At 60.1% G+C, this 16,900-nt stretch carries 16 protein-coding genes; 8 read left to right on the top strand and 8 right to left on the bottom strand.

Annotated elements, in window-relative coordinates; genetic code table 11:
- Position 1: 1 nt before the first annotated feature.
- The 7 genes from E4P01_RS25640 to E4P01_RS25610 form a co-directional block, all read right to left on the bottom strand.
- Positions 2–847, bottom strand: a complete 846-nt coding sequence (locus E4P01_RS25640; protein ID WP_005790778.1) for a carbohydrate ABC transporter permease — start codon at positions 845–847, stop codon at positions 2–4.
- Positions 840–1,748: a sugar ABC transporter permease gene (locus E4P01_RS25635; protein ID WP_005790780.1), complete on the bottom strand. Its 909-nt coding sequence runs from the start codon at positions 1,746–1,748 to the stop codon at positions 840–842. The genes E4P01_RS25640 and E4P01_RS25635 overlap by 8 nt, the downstream gene beginning before the upstream one ends.
- Positions 1,749–1,929: 181 nt before the next feature.
- Positions 1,930–3,216, bottom strand: coding sequence for an ABC transporter substrate-binding protein (locus E4P01_RS25630; RefSeq protein WP_078822160.1), 1,287 nt, complete (start codon positions 3,214–3,216; stop codon positions 1,930–1,932).
- A 104-nt stretch (positions 3,217–3,320) separates the two neighbouring features.
- The gene (locus tag E4P01_RS25625; RefSeq protein ID WP_216092014.1) at positions 3,321–4,580 is read right to left on the bottom strand and encodes an AGE family epimerase/isomerase; all 1,260 of its coding nucleotides are present in this window, start codon (positions 4,578–4,580) and stop codon (positions 3,321–3,323) included.
- A 185-nt stretch (positions 4,581–4,765) separates the two neighbouring features.
- Positions 4,766–5,590 carry an ATPase gene (locus E4P01_RS25620; RefSeq protein WP_032879754.1) on the bottom strand — a complete coding sequence of 275 codons (825 nt, stop codon included), beginning with the start codon at positions 5,588–5,590 and terminating at the stop codon, positions 4,766–4,768.
- Positions 5,591–5,716: 126 nt separating this feature from the next.
- Positions 5,717–6,715, bottom strand: a complete 999-nt coding sequence (locus E4P01_RS25615) for an NAD-dependent epimerase/dehydratase family protein (RefSeq protein WP_032879753.1) — start codon at positions 6,713–6,715, stop codon at positions 5,717–5,719.
- 52 nt (positions 6,716–6,767) lie between these two features.
- Complete coding sequence (locus E4P01_RS25610) at positions 6,768–7,661, bottom strand: LysR family transcriptional regulator ArgP (RefSeq protein ID WP_078822162.1); 894 nt, start codon at positions 7,659–7,661, stop codon at positions 6,768–6,770.
- 100 nt (positions 7,662–7,761) lie between these two features.
- Between E4P01_RS25610 and E4P01_RS25605 the strand changes: the two genes are divergently transcribed.
- The 6 genes from E4P01_RS25605 to E4P01_RS25580 all read left to right on the top strand — a co-directional run bounded on the left by E4P01_RS25605 (position 7,762) and on the right by E4P01_RS25580 (position 14,862).
- Positions 7,762–8,361 carry a LysE/ArgO family amino acid transporter gene (locus E4P01_RS25605; protein ID WP_216092015.1) on the top strand — a complete coding sequence of 200 codons (600 nt, stop codon included), beginning with the start codon at positions 7,762–7,764 and terminating at the stop codon, positions 8,359–8,361.
- A 178-nt stretch (positions 8,362–8,539) separates the two neighbouring features.
- On the top strand, positions 8,540–9,136 hold the full coding sequence (locus E4P01_RS25600) for a Fe-Mn family superoxide dismutase (RefSeq protein ID WP_003212997.1): 597 nt from the start codon (positions 8,540–8,542) through the stop codon (positions 9,134–9,136).
- A 156-nt stretch (positions 9,137–9,292) separates the two neighbouring features.
- Positions 9,293–9,502 carry a hypothetical protein gene (locus tag E4P01_RS25595; RefSeq protein WP_143508477.1) on the top strand — a complete coding sequence of 70 codons (210 nt, stop codon included), beginning with the start codon at positions 9,293–9,295 and terminating at the stop codon, positions 9,500–9,502.
- A 193-nt stretch (positions 9,503–9,695) separates the two neighbouring features.
- A complete protein-coding gene (locus tag E4P01_RS25590; protein ID WP_078822163.1) occupies positions 9,696–11,747 on the top strand; it encodes a GGDEF domain-containing phosphodiesterase in 2,052 nt (683 codons plus the stop codon).
- Between the two features lie 126 nt (positions 11,748–11,873).
- The gene (locus E4P01_RS25585) at positions 11,874–13,202 is read left to right on the top strand and encodes an imelysin family protein (RefSeq protein ID WP_078822164.1); all 1,329 of its coding nucleotides are present in this window, start codon (positions 11,874–11,876) and stop codon (positions 13,200–13,202) included.
- A gap of 205 nt (positions 13,203–13,407) precedes the next feature.
- A complete protein-coding gene (locus tag E4P01_RS25580; protein WP_032879741.1) occupies positions 13,408–14,862 on the top strand; it encodes a TrkH family potassium uptake protein in 1,455 nt (484 codons plus the stop codon).
- Here E4P01_RS25580 and E4P01_RS25575 read toward each other — a convergent pair.
- Positions 14,819–15,877, bottom strand: a complete 1,059-nt coding sequence (locus tag E4P01_RS25575; RefSeq protein WP_032879739.1) for an AraC family transcriptional regulator — start codon at positions 15,875–15,877, stop codon at positions 14,819–14,821. The genes E4P01_RS25580 and E4P01_RS25575 overlap by 44 nt on opposite strands.
- A 161-nt stretch (positions 15,878–16,038) precedes the next feature.
- Here E4P01_RS25575 and E4P01_RS25570 point away from each other — a divergent pair, with 161 nt between their 5' ends.
- Together E4P01_RS25570 and E4P01_RS25565 are read left to right on the top strand one after the other, a co-directional pair.
- Positions 16,039–16,350: a DUF962 domain-containing protein gene (locus E4P01_RS25570; protein ID WP_005790802.1), complete on the top strand. Its 312-nt coding sequence runs from the start codon at positions 16,039–16,041 to the stop codon at positions 16,348–16,350.
- A 360-nt stretch (positions 16,351–16,710) separates the two neighbouring features.
- Positions 16,711–16,893 (top strand): hypothetical protein, encoded by a 183-nt coding sequence (locus E4P01_RS25565; protein ID WP_032879737.1) that lies wholly within the window; start codon positions 16,711–16,713, stop codon positions 16,891–16,893.
- Positions 16,894–16,900 lie beyond the last annotated feature (7 nt).

Here is a 16,900-nt window from a genome sequence, read left to right as displayed (position 1 = left end):
ATTACCCCTTGACCGCGCCGGCCGTGAGGCCGCGCACGAAATACTTGCCTGCGATCACATAGACCAGCAGGGTCGGCAGCCCGGCGATCATCGCCGCCGCCATATCCACGTTATATTCCTTGGCCCCGGTGCTGGTGTTGACCAGGTTGTTCAGCGCCACCGTGATGGGCTGCGAGTCGCCACTGGAGAACACCACGCCGAACAGGAAGTCGTTCCAGATCTGCGTGAACTGCCAGATCAGGCAGACCATGATGATCGGCGTCGACATCGGCAGAATGATCTGCCGGAAGATGGTGAAGAAACCCGCACCGTCCAGGCGTGCCGCCTTGATCAGCGCATCCGGGATGCTTACGTAGTAGTTACGGAAGAACAGTGTGGTGAACGCCAGGCCGTAGACCACGTGGATAAACACCAGGCCGGTGGTGGTGCTCGCCAGGCCCATCTTGCCGAGGGTGAACGACGCGGGCAGCAGCACGGTCTGGAACGGCAGGAAGCAGCCGAACAGCAACAATCCAAAGAACAGTTGCGAACCTCGGAAGCGCCAGAACGACAACACATAGCCATTCAAGGCCCCGATGGCGGTGGAAATCAGCACGGCTGGAACGGTGATCTTGATCGAGTTCCAGAAGTAGCCATCCACAGTGGCCCAGGCCTTGACCCAGCCGATGCCACTGACCACGGTCGGCCAGCTCAGCAGGTTGCCGCTGCTGATGTCTTCGGGAGTCTTGAAGCTGGTGAGCAGCATCACCACCAGCGGCACCAGGTACAGCAGCACGGCGAGGATCAGCACCGCATAGATCGCGATACGACTCAGGCTGATGGCAGGTTTGGAGGCGAGACTAGTCATTACGTTTGGTCCTCAGCTCGGAGTAGAGGTACGGCACGATGATCGCGAGGATCGCACCGAGCATCAGGATTGCACTGGCCGAGCCCATGCCCATCTGGCCACGGCTGAAGGTGAACGAGTACATGAACATCGCCGGCAGATCGGACGAATAGCCCGGGCCACCCGCGGTCATCGCCGCCACCAGGTCGAAGCTCTTGATCGCAATGTGCGCCAGGATCATCACTGCACTGAAGAACACCGGACGCAGGCTTGGCAGCACCACGCTCCAATAGATGCGCGGCAGGCTGGCACCGTCGATCTGGGCGGCGCGGATGATCGATTGATCAACCCCACGCAGGCCAGCCAGGAACATCGCCATGATAAAGCCCGAGGCTTGCCACACAGCGGCGATCACCAGGCAGTAGACCACGCGGTCGGGGTCGATCAGCCAGTCGAGACGGAAGCCTTCCCAGCCCCAATCCCGCAGAAGTTTGTCCAGGCCCATGCCCGGGTTGAGCAGCCATTTCCAGGCGGTACCGGTGACGATCATCGAGAGCGCCATCGGGTACAGGTAAATGGTGCGGATAAAGCCTTCGCGGCGGATTTTCTGGTCGAGGAAAATCGCCAGCGTCACGCCGATCACCAGGGTGATGCCGATGAACATGCCGCCGAACAGCGCCAGGTTTTTGCTCGCCACCCACCAACGGTCGTTGTCGAACAAACGCTCATACTGAGCCAGGCCCGCCCACTTGTAGCTGGGCAGGAACGTGGAAGTGGTGAACGACAGCACGAACGTCCACAGGATGTAGCCGTAAAAGCCTACCAGCACGATGAACATGCTCGGCGCCAGCACCAGTTTGGGTAGCCAGCGTTGCAGCACATCGAACGGCGAGGCCTTGCTGAACACAGCAACAGAACTCATGGGAAAATCCACTACAGGGAAAAAGGACTACAAGGTGAGTCTCTTGTCGAACGCGGTTTGTGTGGGAGCTGGCTTGTCGAATCGTCGCACCGCTGCGACGGCATCAGCTCGGTGTAACCGGTACACCGAGTTGCCTGCATCGCGGGCAAGCCCGGCTCCCACAAAAATCCGCTACCAAGTATTACTTGGCCGACTTGATCGCAGCACCCAGCTTCTTGGCGGTGTCGGCCGGGTCGGCTTTCGGGTCGTTGATGTAGTTGGTCACTACGTCAAAGAACGCACCTTGCACCGCCAGGGTAGTGGCCATGTTGTGCGCCATGCTTGGCTGCAAGCCGCCGGTCTTGGCATCGGTCAGGAAGTCCTTGGCGGCGGTCTGGGCGCAGGAGTCGAAGCCGTAGGAATCCATCTTGGTCAGCATGTCGTTACGCACAGGGATCGAGCCCTTGTTGATGCTGAACACTTTCTGGAAGTTTTCACCCAGCACGACTTTGGCGATGTCCTGCTGACCTGCGGCAGTGCCTTTGTCTTTCTGCTTGAACACCGCCAGGGAGTCGATGTTGTAGGTGAAGGCTTTGTCGGTGCCAGGGAACGCTACGCACTCGTAGTCCTTGCCAGCGACTTTCTTGGCGGCAGTCCACTCGGACTTGGCCCAGTCACCCATGATCTGCATACCGGCCTTGCCGTTGATGACCTTGCCGGCTTCGAGGTTCCAGTCCTGGCCTTTGCCGTCCACGTCCATGTAGGTCGCGACTTTCTTCAGCTCAGTGAGGGACTTGACCATTTGCGGACCGGTCAGGGCGTCGTTATCCAGGTCGACCAGGGCTTTCTTGTAGCCATCAGCCCCCATGACCGAGAGCACTACCGCTTCGAAAACGGTGCTGTCCTGCCAAGGCTGGCCGCCGTGGGCAAGCGCAATGAAGCCTGCAGCTTTGAGCTTGTCGCCGGCTGCGTAGAATTCTTCGAGGGTGGTTGGGTTCTTGGTGATACCGGCTTTCTTGAAGACTTCCGGGTTGATCCACAGCCAGTTCACACGGTGGATATTCACCGGTACGGCCACGTAGTCACCGTCGTACTTCACGGTGTCGGAGACTTTCTTGTCGAGCAGGGAATCCCACTTTTCTTCTTTGGCGACGTCTTTGAGCACGTCGGTGTCGAGCAGGCCAGTGGACGCCCATTCCTGGATGTCGGGGCCTTTGATCTGGGCTACACCCGGTGGGTTGCCGGCAACCGCACGGCTTTTCAGCACGGTCATGGCCGTGGCGCCACCGCCACCTGCAACGGCACCGTCTTTCCAGGTGAAGCCGTCTTTCTCAACTTGGGCCTTCAGGACATCCACAGCCGCTTTTTCACCACCGGAAGTCCACCAATGCACCACTTCCACCGTACCTTTGGAGTCGGCGGCAAATGCACTGAGGGGAAACAACGAGGCAATGGAAATAGCAACGGCGAGGCGATTAATCGCGTTCATCTGAGTACCTTTTCTTGTTGTTATGCATGCAAGTCTAGAGCTTGCGCTGCACGGAGTTTAAACAGGGATTTTCCAGGCGCAGGTAACAAAGGGACGCACAAATGTCACCACTTGGTGACATAACGCCCGTTGCCCAATGCACTGGCCAGGCTGGGTGCCAAGGGTAACGCCGGCAGCACGACCGCTTGCCAGGCATGGTACAGATCAGGTTTGCCGCCCCAGATGTTGCTGCTGGGTTGGTTGTGCGGGCTGAGTTCGTGGTGCCAACTGCCATGGAGCCGATCGATGAAGTGGGTTTCACAAAACTCCCAGATGCGTCGATACCAGATCTCGTAATGCAGTTCACCCGTACGTTTGAGCAGTGCCTGAGCAGCGGCGCTGGCTTCTGCGTGGGTCCAGTGCAAGCGCTCGCGTACAACCGGGCGCCGACTCCAATCCAAAGTGTAGACAATGCCCGGTGCACCATCCACGGCCCAGGCATATTCACAGGCGCTGGCAAACAGCCCTTTGGCGTCGTCAACCAACCAAGCCGGCGTATCCAGCCCGGCCTGCAGGCGCGCAGCTTCCAGGTGCAGTAGCAGCCGCGCCCATTCGAAACCGTGGCCGGGGGTTATGCCGTAGGGGCGAAACCCATCAGCGGGGTTATCTTCGTTGTAGCCCAGTAGAGGTTTCCACTGCGCGTCAAAGTGCTCGATCACCATGAACTGGTTGCTGGCGGCGTGGGTGTGGATCACCCGCTCGACGATGCGCAGCGCACGGTCCAGCCAACGGCTGTCAGCAGTGACATCGGCCAGGGCCAGGAAGGCTTCGGTGGCGTGCATGTTGCTGTTGGCGCCGCGATAGCCTTCGACACCACTCCAGTCCCGGGCGAAAGATTCAAGCATGACGCCCTCCTCCTCGCTCCAGAAGAACTGGTCGATGATATGGATGGCGTCGTTCAACAAGGTTTGCGCACCCGGCGCGCCAGCCACCACCGCAGAGCTGGCGGCCAGGGCCACGAATGCATGCAGGTACGCTGCTTTGCCGGTGTTGCCATCCATGGCTTGGGGCGCGGCGAACCAGCCACCGTGCTCACTGTCGCGCAGCGGGCCGCTGAGAGCCGTCACGCCATGCGCCACCAGCTCGGCATAACCGGGCAGCCCCATCGCATGGGCCATGGCGAAGCTGTGGGTCATACGGGCGGTGTTCATGGTTTCGGCGCGGGCATCGGCGGGCAACTGGCCTTTATCGTCGAGGTTGCCGAACCCGTCCGGCAGGCGCGATGCCTTGGCGAACGCCAACAGGCGCTGGCCTTCAGCGGCGAGCCAGGCGTGGTGGGCAGGTGCGTTCAGCCAACTGCTGGCAGGCAGTGGATGGGTGGTCATGGGTGGCCCTTATTGTTTTTTGTGGGATGACCGGAGTCTAAACAAGGGCGCGGTAGGGGCAAGTAACGAAGGGGAGAAGAAATGTCACTATCTGGTGACAATCAATCTCCAAGTGAAAATCCAAAATGTGGGAGGGGGCTTGCTCCCTCCTACATTTATATCTCATTCAAAGGCCATAACTTCGTTCATTGACCCAGCGGTGTGGCCGCAGCAGGCGCATTGAGGCGCTGGTTCAGATTCTGCACCTGGCTCTGCAAGGTGGTGATATTGCGCGTGGTCTGGATGCGGAACACATCAAACTCCTTGTTGGTCGGCGCATCGACGTTGGCAGGCTGGTTTTCCTGGGCACTCTTGAGTACCAGCAAATCCTGCTCAAGACGGGCGATGGCGGCGCCTGGATTGCCCTGCTTCTTCAAGGCTGCCACATCAGTGGACAAGTCCTTGATCTCACCTTGGGCCGCCTTGAGGCTGGCGACAGCGTCGGTCAGGGCCTGCACCTGGCCTTGCAGCTTGGCATTGGCAGCCGTCAGTTCGGTGGTACTGGCGCTCATCTGGGCCAGGCGACTATCCAGCTCGGTGGCTTGGCCGGCGACGCCCAACTGTTGCTTGCCCTGCTCCTGCAACTGGGCTTGCAACTGCTTGATCTGCAATTTCAGCGCCTCGCTGCCGTTGTTCACGCTGGCTTCGCTGGCCACGACCTTGCCGGAAATATCCTGCAGGCGCCCCGCCGCTTCCTCGCTGATGCGGGCGAAGCTTTCCTGGGTGGCGACCAGTTGCTGGCCCATCAGGGAAATCTGCTGGAAGCTCCACCAGGCCAGGCCGGCGAAAGCAATCAGCAATGCGCCTACCAACGCCCACAACGGGCCGGTGCTGGCACTTTTAACTTTGACCACTGGTGTGGTTCGCGAGCGCACCGAAGTGGCGGCAGTCGGCACGAAATCATCGTCGTCCCCGAGGTCTGCCCGCAGGCTGGGCACGTTGTCGAAGTCGTCTTTTGCATCGTTACGCATGAATCTACCTTGAATCAATGAGGTGGCTGCTCAGAGGCCGAGCGGCGCAAGTATAAACCGTGCCCCAGACGCATAGGTCGACACGGTCCGGCGAATTCGGTTCCCGATGTGTTGCTGGTTATGAACTTACTTGAGGCCCGGATCCTGGGCTTTCCACCAACTGCAGAACTCATCGAGCGCGGCCCACAGGGTGACCTTGGGGTCGTAGTCCAGATAATGCCTGGCACGGCTGATGTCGAGGGTGAAATCTTTGTTCATCACCTGCATGCCCAAACGCGATAACGAAGGCTCCGGCCGCCCCGGCCACATCGCACAGAACGCCTCATTCAAGGCCGCCACGCTGTAGGACAAACCGTAAGACCGATAACGGGTCACTTGGGGCAGCTCCATTTGCCGCATCACATAATTGACCACATCCCATATAGGCACCGGTGCGCCGTTGCTGATGTTGTACGCCTTGCCCAGCGCCGAGCCGGGTGCGAGCAGGCTGCTGAGCAGCGCTTCATTGAGGTTGTGCACGCTGGTGAAGTCGACCTTGTTCAGGCCGTCGCCGACAATGGCCAGGCGGTTCTTGCGCTGCATCTTCAACAGCCGCGGGAAGATGCTCATGTCGCCGGCACCGGTGACAAAACGCGGGCGCAACGCCAACACCTCAAGACCGAACTCCTGGGCACCGAAGACCTTCTGCTCGGCCAGGTATTTGGTGGCGGCATAAGGATGCTTGAAACGTTTGGGCACCTGCTCTTCGGTGATGCCTGAATGGTCGCGGCCGTCGAAGTAGATCGACGGCGACGACAGGTGCACCAGGCGCCCCACGCGCTGCTTGAGGCAGGCTTCAACCACATTTTCAGTCACCAGCACATTGCCTTGGTGAAAGTCCTGATACTTGCCCCACAACCCAACGGCGCCGGCGCAATGCACCACGGCTTCAACGTCGCGGCACAGGTCACGCACCAGGTCGGCATCATTCAAGTCACCCTGGATAAACTCGGCACCGCGCCGAACCAGGTGTTCGACACCCTCGGCGCGTCGCCCGTTGACCCGCACATCCAGGCCCTGTTCAAGGGCAAAACGCGCAAAGCGCCCGCCGATGAAGCCGCTTGCGCCGGTGACCAGAATTTTCATGTAGTACTCCGTGTTCTTTCGTTTTTCATCGCTGTGGCCTTGACGCCCACCATCACTTCAACGGCACCAACCAGTGGCCACAAACCTGGGCCAGATGGTCGGTCAACAAGCCCAACAGTTGCCCGCCACTGCGCCAATGATGCCAGTACAGCGGCACATCGATGGGCTTATCTGGCAATAACTCCACCAATACGCCGGTTTCAATCTGGTCGCGCACCTGTAACTCGGGCACCAGGCCCCACCCAAGACCGGCTTCCGTCAGGCGAATAAAACCTTCGGACGACGGGCATAGATGGTGCTCAAAACCTCCGTCCACCCCGAGGGAAGCCAGGTAACGGTGTTGCAGGAAATCATCCGGGCCGAACACCAGCGCCGGCGTGCGCGCCAATTGATCGGCGCGCACGCCCGCCGGAAAATGCCGGGCAATAAACGCCGGGCTGGCCAGCGCCCGATAACGCATGGCGCCCAGTAACAGGCTGCGAGCGCCAGCCACCGGGCGCTCGCTGGCACAGATACAGGCCGCAACCTCACCGGCACGCATACGCTTGAGGCCCACGGTCTGGTCTTCGACCACCAGGTCCAGCAGCAAGTGCTGTTCGGCGCAGAAGTCGCTGATGGCCTCGGCCCACCATGTGGCCAGGCTGTCGGCATTCAGGGCGATGCGCAAGCGCTCGGGCATACCCTCCTCGTCCAGCGCCGGCACCTGGCTTTGCAGGTCACGCTCCAGCAAACGCACCTGTTGCACATGGTTGAGCAGGCGTCGGCCGATGTCGGTCGGGGTTGGGGGCGAGGCCCGTACCAGCACCGGCTGCCCGATACGCGCCTCCAGCAACTTGATGCGCTGGGAGATCGCCGACTGCGACAGCCCCAGCACCTGGGCACCGCGCTCGAAGCCGGCTTGTTCCACCACCGCCGCCAGGGCGGAAAGCAATTTATAGTCGAACATCAGTTTTCCTAATGAGCGATCAGCAATATTGGTTTTTCTTATACAGGCCCGACCCGCACCATAGCCAGCATCGTTTAAGCATCAACAAGGATTCCTCAGTATGTGGCAGAGCTATATGAACGGCTTGCTGGTGGCCCTCGGGCTGATCATGGCAATCGGCACCCAGAACGCGTTCGTCCTCGCGCAAAGCCTGCGCCGCGAGCATCACTTGCCCGTCGCGGCCTTGTGCGTGATCTGCGATGCGCTGCTGGTGGCCGCCGGGGTGTTCGGCCTGGCCACCGTGCTGGCCCAGAGCCCGATACTGCTTGCGGTGGCACGCTGGGGCGGCGCAGCGTTCCTGCTGTGGTATGGCGCATGTGCGCTACGCCGGGCCTGTTCGAAACAAAGCCTGGATCAGGATGCCACTCTCAAGACCCGCTCATTGCGCGCGGTCCTGTTGAGCGCGCTGGCGGTGACCCTGCTAAATCCCCATGTGTACCTGGACACCGTGCTGCTGATCGGTTCCCTGGGCGCGCAACAAACGCAGCCGGGGGCTTACGTGGCCGGTGCCGCCAGCGCTTCGCTCCTGTGGTTCACCACCCTGGCACTCGGCGCGGCGTGGCTGGCACCCTGGCTGGCACGCCCCGCCACCTGGCGCCTGCTGGACTTGCTGGTGGCGGTGATGATGTTCTCGGTGGCCTACCAATTGATCAGCGCCTGACCAATAGTTGAAAACGCGCTGGAACCTCTATCCCACACAGTTGTTGCGTGGTTATGCCGCACCCCCGGTGCTATGATCGGCCCCCTGCGCCGCAAAGAGTACAAACTCCCCGGCGCATGTTTGGCCGCCCGTGATCGGCCTTGCGCTCACCGCAACTGACCTGATTAGGAGAATCATCATGGCTTTCGAATTGCCGCCGCTGCCCTACGCACACGATGCCCTGCAGCCGCACATCTCCAAGGAAACCTTGGAATACCACCACGACAAGCACCACAACACCTATGTCGTGAACCTGAACAACCTGGTGCCTGGCACCGAGTTCGAAGGCAAGACCCTGGAAGAAATCGTCAAGTCTTCCTCGGGCGGCATCTTCAACAACGCCGCTCAGGTCTGGAACCACACCTTCTACTGGAACTGCCTGGCGCCAAACGCCGGCGGCCAACCAACCGGCGCACTGGCTGAGGCCATCAATGCGGCGTTCGGTTCGTTCGACAAGTTCAAGGAAGAGTTCACCAAGACGTCCGTCGGCACCTTCGGTTCCGGTTGGGGCTGGCTGGTGAAAAAGGCTGACGGTTCCCTGGCCCTGGCCAGCACCATCGGCGCCGGCAACCCGCTGACCAGCGGCGACACCCCGCTGCTGACCTGCGACGTATGGGAACACGCCTACTACATCGACTACCGCAACGTGCGTCCAAAGTATGTGGAAGCGTTCTGGAACCTGGTCAACTGGAAGTTCGTGGCTGAGCAGTTCGAAGGCAAGACCTTCACTGCCTAAGCAGCGCGTTCAGTAAAAAGAGCCCGGCGATTGCCGGGCTTTTTTGTGCTCGCCAGGCAGACCGCCCAGAAATAGCGGAACTCAACAGTAACAATTCACCACACAAACGCCAGGAGGAATAAACCTCCTGGTTCTAATTAAATGTGGAGAATAACGATGGATCCTATTTCGATGGCAGCAGGGGTTGCAGGTGCGATCCCAATGGTCGCGGGTGTTGTTGATAAAGGGCTGGATCTGGCAAACGGTGCAATGAATGCCGGAAACAAAGTCCTGGACATGGCAAGCAAAGTCCTGGACATGGCCGGTGAAAGCTCCAAGATCGGTGGGGAAGCGCCAAAGCCCCAGGGTAAAATCGATTTTTCTTAAATCGTCACCCACTCGAAGGCGGACCTCCTCCGCCTTCTCCGCTGCAGGGCTTTGAGCCCCCTGATCTTTCCTGCGTTTATCCGGCCAAAACCTCAATTAAGCTGCGGCCCCAATGTCCCTTTGACTGCCATCCTCAGATTGCCAATACTCATGGCATATTGACGGCCACCCGCATGAGACAAGGAATGCCCCTTTGAAGCTGGAACTCAAAAACAGCTTGTCGGTGAAGTTGCTACGGGTTGTGCTGCTGTCGGCCTTGATCGTCGGCGTGGCGTTGAGCGTGGCGCAGATTGTTTTTGATGCCTACAAGACGCGCCAGGCTGTGGCTGGCGATGCGCAACGTATCCTCGACATGTTTCGCGACCCCTCGACCCAGGCCGTCTACAGCCTGGACCGCGAGATGGGTATGCAAGTGATCGAAGGGTTGTTCCAGGACGACGCCGTGCGCATGGCCTCCATCGGTCATCCCAACGAGACCATGCTGGCGGAAAAAAGCCGTGCGTTGCAGCAATCCCCCAGCCGCTGGCTGACCGACCTGATTCTCGGCCAGGAACGCTCCTTTACCACCGCATTGGTCGGCAAAGGCCCCTACAGCGAATATTACGGCGACCTCAGTATCACCCTGGATACCGCCACCTATGGCAGAGGTTTTCTGGTCAGCTCGGTCATCATCTTTATCTCGGGCGTATTGCGCGCCCTGGCCATGGGGCTGGTGCTGTACCTGGTGTATCACTGGATGCTGACCAAACCGCTGTCACGGATTATCCAGCACCTGACCTCGATCAACCCGGACCGCCCCAGCGCACACAAGATCCCTCAGCTCAAGGGCCACGAACGCAACGAACTGGGGCAGTGGATAAACACCGCCAACCAGTTGCTCGAGTCCATCGAGCGCAATACCCACCTGCGCCACGAGGCCGAATCCAGCCTGTTGCGCATGGCCCAATATGACTTCCTGACCGGCCTGCCCAACCGCCAGAAGCTGCAGGAACAGCTGGACAAGATCCTCACTGACGCCGGCCGCAGGCAGCGCCGGGTGGCGGTGTTGTGCGTTGGGCTGGATGATTTCAAGAGCGTCAACGAACAATTCACCTACCAGGCCGGCGACAAACTGCTACTGGCCCTGGCCGATCGCCTGCGCGCCCACAGCGGACGCCTCGGCACGCTTGCCCGCTTGGGAGGCGACCAGTTCGCCCTGGTGCAGGCCGATATCGACCAGCCTTACGAAGCCGCCGAACTGGCGCAAAGCATTTTGGATGACCTGGAGGCGGAGTTCGCACTTGAGCATGACCTGATCAGGCTGCGTGCCACCATCGGCATCACGCTGTTCCCTGAAGATGGCGACAGCACCGAGAAGTTGCTGCAAAAAGCCGAGCAGACCATGACCCTGGCCAAGAGCCGCTCGCGCAACCGCTATCAGTTCTACATCGCCAGCGTCGACAGCGAAATGCGCCGGCGCCGCGAATTGGAAAAGGACCTGCGCGATGCGCTGAGCCGCGACCAGTTCCACCTGGTGTACCAGCCGCAAATCAGCTACCGCGACCATCGCGTAGTCGGCGTAGAGGCCCTGTTGCGCTGGCAACACCCGGAACACGGCCTGGTACCGCCGGATCTGTTTATTCCGCTGGCGGAACAGAACGGCACCATCATCCCGATCGGCGAATGGGTGCTGGACCAGGCGTGCCGGCAACTGCGCGAATGGCATGATCAGGGCTTCACCACGCTGCGCATCGCCGTCAACCTGTCCACCGTGCAACTGCACCACACCGAGTTGCCGAGGGTGGTCAACAACCTGATGCAGATCTATCGCTTGCCGCCCCGCAGCCTGGAACTGGAAGTGACCGAGACCGGCCTGATGGAAGACATCAGCACCGCCGCCCAGCACCTGCTGAGCCTGCGTCGCTCCGGGGCGCTGATCGCCATTGATGACTTCGGCACCGGTTATTCATCCCTGAGCTACCTGAAAAGCTTGCCGCTGGACAAGATCAAGATCGACAAAAGCTTCGTCCAGGACCTGCAGGATGATGACGATGACGCAACGATCGTGCGCGCCATTATCCAACTGGGCAAAAGCCTGGGTATGCAGGTGATTGCCGAAGGCGTGGAGACCGCCGAACAAGAGGCGTACATCATCTCCGAAGGCTGCCATGAGGGTCAGGGTTATCACTACAGCAAACCGCTGCAGGCGCGGGAGCTGGCGGCTTATTTGAAGCAGTCCGAGCGTAATAACGCGGTGAGTCTGTGAATTAACCAACCAATACCAAATATTTCCCGCGTATAAGCCTTTACACAAAATGCAAATATTTCGCATTATGTCGCAGCTTTTGCGCTCCCCGCGCGCCCTATTCACACTCGAAGCAGGATGTTCGCCATGATTCGTATGCCCCTGGCCACCGCCAGTCTGCTGGCCATTGCCATTTCTCTCGCCGGTTGTGGCGAAGGTAAAGACAAGGCCGCCGCGCCTCAAGCACCCGCCGCCGCCAGCACAACCGCACCGGCTGCCGGCCAGGTCGACGAAGCAGCCGCCAAGGCGGTTGTCGCGCACTACGCAGACATGGTGTTTGCGGTATACAGCGATGCCGAATCCACCGCAAAAACCCTGCAGACAGCGGTCGACACCTTCCTCGCCAACCCGAACGACGAAACCCTGAAAGCGGCCCGTACCGCCTGGATCGCCGCGCGCGTCCCGTACCTGCAAAGTGAAGTGTTCCGCTTCGGCAACACCATCATCGACGACTGGGAAGGCCAAGTGAACGCCTGGCCCCTGGACGAAGGCTTGATCGACTACGTCGACAAGTCCTACGAGCACGCCCTGGGTAACCCGGGCGCCAACGCCAACATCATTGCCAACAGCGAGATCCAGGTCGGCGAAGACAAGATCGACGTCAAGGAAATCACCCCGGAAAAACTCGCCAGCCTCAATGAGCTGGGCGGTTCCGAGGCGAACGTTGCCACCGGCTACCACGCCATCGAATTCCTGCTCTGGGGCCAGGACCTCAACGGCACCGGCCCAGGCGCGGGCAACCGTCCGGCCTCGGACTACCTGACGGGTGACGGTGCCACCGGCGGTCACAATGAGCGCCGCCGCACTTACCTGCGCGCAGTGACTCAACTGCTGGTCAGCGACCTGGAAGAAATGGTCGGCAACTGGAAACCCAACGTCGAAGACAACTACCGCGCCACCCTGGAGTCGGATCCGGCTACCGACGGCCTGCGTAAAATGCTGTTCGGCATGGGCAGCCTGTCTTTGGGCGAGCTGGCCGGCGAGCGCATGAAGGTGTCCCTGGAAGCCAATTCGCCGGAAGACGAACATGATTGCTTCAGCGATAACACCCACAACTCGCAGTTCTACGACGCCAAGGGCATCCGCAACGTTTATCTGGGTGAATACACCCGCGTTGACGGCACCAAGCTGACCGGCGCCAGCCTGTCGTCCCTGGTAGCCAAGGCCGATCCGGCTGCCGATGCCGCCCTCAAGGCGGACCTGGCAGCAACCGAAGCGAAGATCCAGGTCATGGTCGACCGCGCCAACGCCGGCGAGCACTACGACCAGTTGATCGCCGCAGGCAACGACAAGGGCAACCAGATCGTACGCGACGCGATTGCCGCCCTGGTCAAGCAGACCGGTTCGATCGAGGCCGCTGCCGGCAAGCTGGGCATCAGTGACCTGAACCCGGACAGCGCTGATCACGAGTTCTGATCCCTGCGGTACTGAAAAAGGCGACCTTGTGGGAGGGGGCTTGCTCCCGATAGCGGTGGATCAGCAGATACATTCTGCGCTGATCAGCTGCTATCGGGAGCAAGTCCCTCCCACATTTTGCTCCGGGTAACCTCAAGCACTCTGGTTTACATGCCCAGCACCGTCGGTAGAATGGCGCCTCTGCCCAATCACCCGAGCGAACTTCATGGCGTTGCCGACCCTACGTATCATCGGTTTCATCATCGGCATCTTCCTGATCACCCTTGCCGTCGCCATGGTCATCCCGATGGCCACCCTGGTGATCTTCGAACGCACCAGCGACCTGCCCTCATTCCTGTGGGCCAGCCTGATCACCTTTATCGCCGGGTTGGCCCTGGTCATCCCCGGTCGCCCGGAGCATGTGCACTTGCGCCCCCGGGACATGTACCTGCTGACCGTCAGCAGTTGGGTGGTGGTGTGCATCTTCGCCGCCCTGCCCTTTTTGCTGACCCAGCACATCAGCTACACCGACTCGTTCTTTGAAAGCATGTCCGGCATCACCGCCACCGGCTCCACCGTGCTGAGCGGCCTGGACAGCATGTCGCCGGGCATCCTGATGTGGCGTTCGCTGCTGCACTGGCTCGGCGGTATCGGCTTTATCGGCATGGCGGTGGCGATCCTGCCGCTGCTGCGTATTGGTGGTATGCGCCTGTTCCAGACCGAATCCTCGGACCGCTCGGAAAAGGTCATGCCCCGCTCGCACATGGTGGCGCGGCTGATCGTGGCCGCGTATGTGGGCATCACAATCCTCGGCAGCCTGGCATTCTGGTGGGCCGGAATGGGTTTGTTCGATGCGATCAACCACGCAATGTCGGCGATTTCCACCGGCGGGTTCTCCACCTCGGATGAGTCCCTCGCGCACTGGAAACAACCGGCCGTGCACTGGGTCGCGGTGGTGGTGATGATCCTCGGCAGCTTGCCATTCGCCCTGTATGTGGCCACGTTGCGCGGCAACCGTCGAGCGCTGATCAAGGACCAGCAGGTGCAAGGCTTGCTCGGCCTATTGCTCGTGACCTGGCTGGTGCTCGGCACCTGGTACTGGTGGACCACCGACCTGCATTGGCTCGATGCCTTGCGCCATGTGGCGCTGAATGTGACTTCGGTAATGACGACCACCGGATTTGCACTGGGGGACTACAGCCTTTGGGGCAACTTCTCACTGATGCTGTTCTTTTACCTGGGCTTTATCGGCGGCTGCTCGGGCTCCACGGCCGGCGGCATCAAGATCTTCCGTTTCCAGGTCGCCTATATCCTGCTCAAGGCCAACTTGAACCAGTTGATCCACCCACGTGCGGTGATCAAGCAAAAGTACAACGGTCATCGCCTCGACGAAGAAATTGTGCGGTCGATCCTGACCTTTTCATTTTTCTTTGCCATTACCATCTGCACCATCGCCCTGGCCTTGTCACTGCTGGGCGTGGACTGGATGACCGCGCTGACCGGTGCCGCCAGCACCGTGTCCGGCGTCGGCCCGGGCCTGGGTGAAACCATCGGCCCGGCCGGCAACTTCGCCACCCTGCCGGATGCAGCCAAGTGGATTCTGTCGCTGGGCATGCTGCTGGGTCGACTGGAGATCATTACCGTGTTTGTGCTGTGTATTCCGGCATTTTGGCGCCACTGACCGACGACATTTCCTGCAGCCGTGCCCGGTACTCGCCGGGCGTGGCATTGAACCAGCGGCGAAACGCGCGGAAGAAGTTGCTCGGGTCGGCGAACCCCAGCAGGTAGGCAATTTCCAGCAAGGTCATGTTTGGCTGCGCCAGGTATTGCTCGGCCAGCTCGCGGCGGGTGTCATCGAGCAACGCCTGGAAACTGGTGCCCTCCTCCTGCAAACGTCTTTGCAAGGTACGTTGGGACAGATGCAGTGTCTGGGCCACCGCTTCGCGCTTGGGCTCCCCCTGGGGCAGCAGGCGGCACAACACCTGTCGCGCGTTGTGGGTGACGCGACTTTCAGAGAAACGCGCCAGGTATTCACCGGCAAAACGATCATGCAATAGCGCCATGGCCTCGTTGGCCGTGGGCAGCGGTGCATCCATGTCGGCTTGCTCGAAGATCAGCGCGTCATAGGGCGCATTGAATTGCAGCGGCGCATGGAAGGCCTGTTTGTACGGCGCCAGGTCCGCTGGTTGATCGCCCTGCAGCAGCACTTTGCGCGGTTGCAGGGTGCGCCCGGTAAGCCAGCCGCACAGCGCCAGCGCACTGGCCAGCGAGGCTTCGGCGCTTTGCCGGGTCGGCGGCAGATGATCGCCATGCACTGTCAGAATCAACGCATAGCCTTCGGGTAAGAGTCGGAAGCTCAAGTCGGCGCTTTCGGCGATGATGCGCTGGTAGCGCACCAATCGCATAAAGCCTTCAGCCAGAGTGTTGCTGGACATCAGCGCATAACCGGCAACATGGAACGAGGCCGGCCGCACCACCTTGCCCATGTTCAAGCCAATCGCCGGGTTGCCTGACACCTCCACCGCCCGCTGCCACAGGCGGGTCATGGAATCCTGGGGAAAACGCGCGTCCGGGTCACTGAGGGCGGCATAGTCCAGGCCCAGTTGCTTGAACAACGCACGGCAATCCAGGCCGTCCATTTCCAACGCCTTGACTATCCCCATCGCCCAGCTTGCAGAAGTTGTTCGTTCGCTCATGGCGTCTTCTTATTGAAAGCAGGCTCAAACGGCAGCCAGGAAGCCAAGGATACTAAAGTGGCATCTATTGTCACTGGCTGATACCACTGATCACTCTAGACTCAAATAAGCTCCCCGCCGAACACCTGTTGGGCGGCACAACAACCAGAGGGCCGGCCACCGTGGAAAACACCAGAAAATTCAACAGCTTTGCCGAGTTTTACCCGTACTACCTGAGCGAACATGGCAACAGCACCTGCCGGCGCTTGCATTTCATCGGCACCACCCTGGTGATCGGTATCCTCGCGTACGCCATAGGCCGGGGGTCACTGCTCCTGTTGCTGGCCTTGCCAATCGCTGGCTACACCTTTGCCTGGATTGGCCACTTCTTTTTCGAAAAGAACCGTCCGGCGACCTTTCAGCACCCGTTCTATAGCTTGCTGGGGGATTTCGTGATGTACCGCGACATGATCCTGGGCAAGGTACCGTTCTAGGGGGCGTTCTCATGTCACTTGCGTCGCAAGTATTAAAAATTGTGCGTCCGCCGAGATAAAAGTCTTTTTGTCATTTACGGTGCTGTATCCTGCCAAGGCTTTTTGAGAGCGCGCAATCACCTGCGATTGAAAACAGACCTTGCGAGGAGCGACGACGATGCACGAGATACCTAATCTCCCCTTCCCAAGCCTGCACCCAACCGAGCAGCCAACACCGCAGCAGGCCAGCAACAAGCAGCCTGCGACCAAAGAAGCAAAACCAGTCGACAGCAAACGCCAAGACTGACGCCGTACCAGACCGTGTGGAAAGCGCACCTTTGAGCGCTTTCCACACTGCCTGAATCATTCGAGACGCTCATCATGACCACAACCCTTCCCGATACGCCGGACGCCGCCGTGCTCGACGCTGCCTTGCAGATGGTCGAAGTCTGGAACCGCCTCAGTGCAGACAAGCAAGCCGCACTGCTCAAGCGCTTCGGCACCCAGGAAAATGCCCTGGCAGCCCTGGTGACGACTCAATTGCTGGCTCCCGCCCAAGCCTGATGCATCT

Source organism: Pseudomonas sp. NCIMB 10586, from assembly GCF_023127895.1.
In the GTDB taxonomy this organism is placed as follows: domain Bacteria; phylum Pseudomonadota; class Gammaproteobacteria; order Pseudomonadales; family Pseudomonadaceae; genus Aquipseudomonas; species Aquipseudomonas synxantha_A.
The sequence above is the reverse complement of the archived record's forward strand: the minus strand, read 5'-3'. Positions and strand labels throughout refer to the sequence as shown.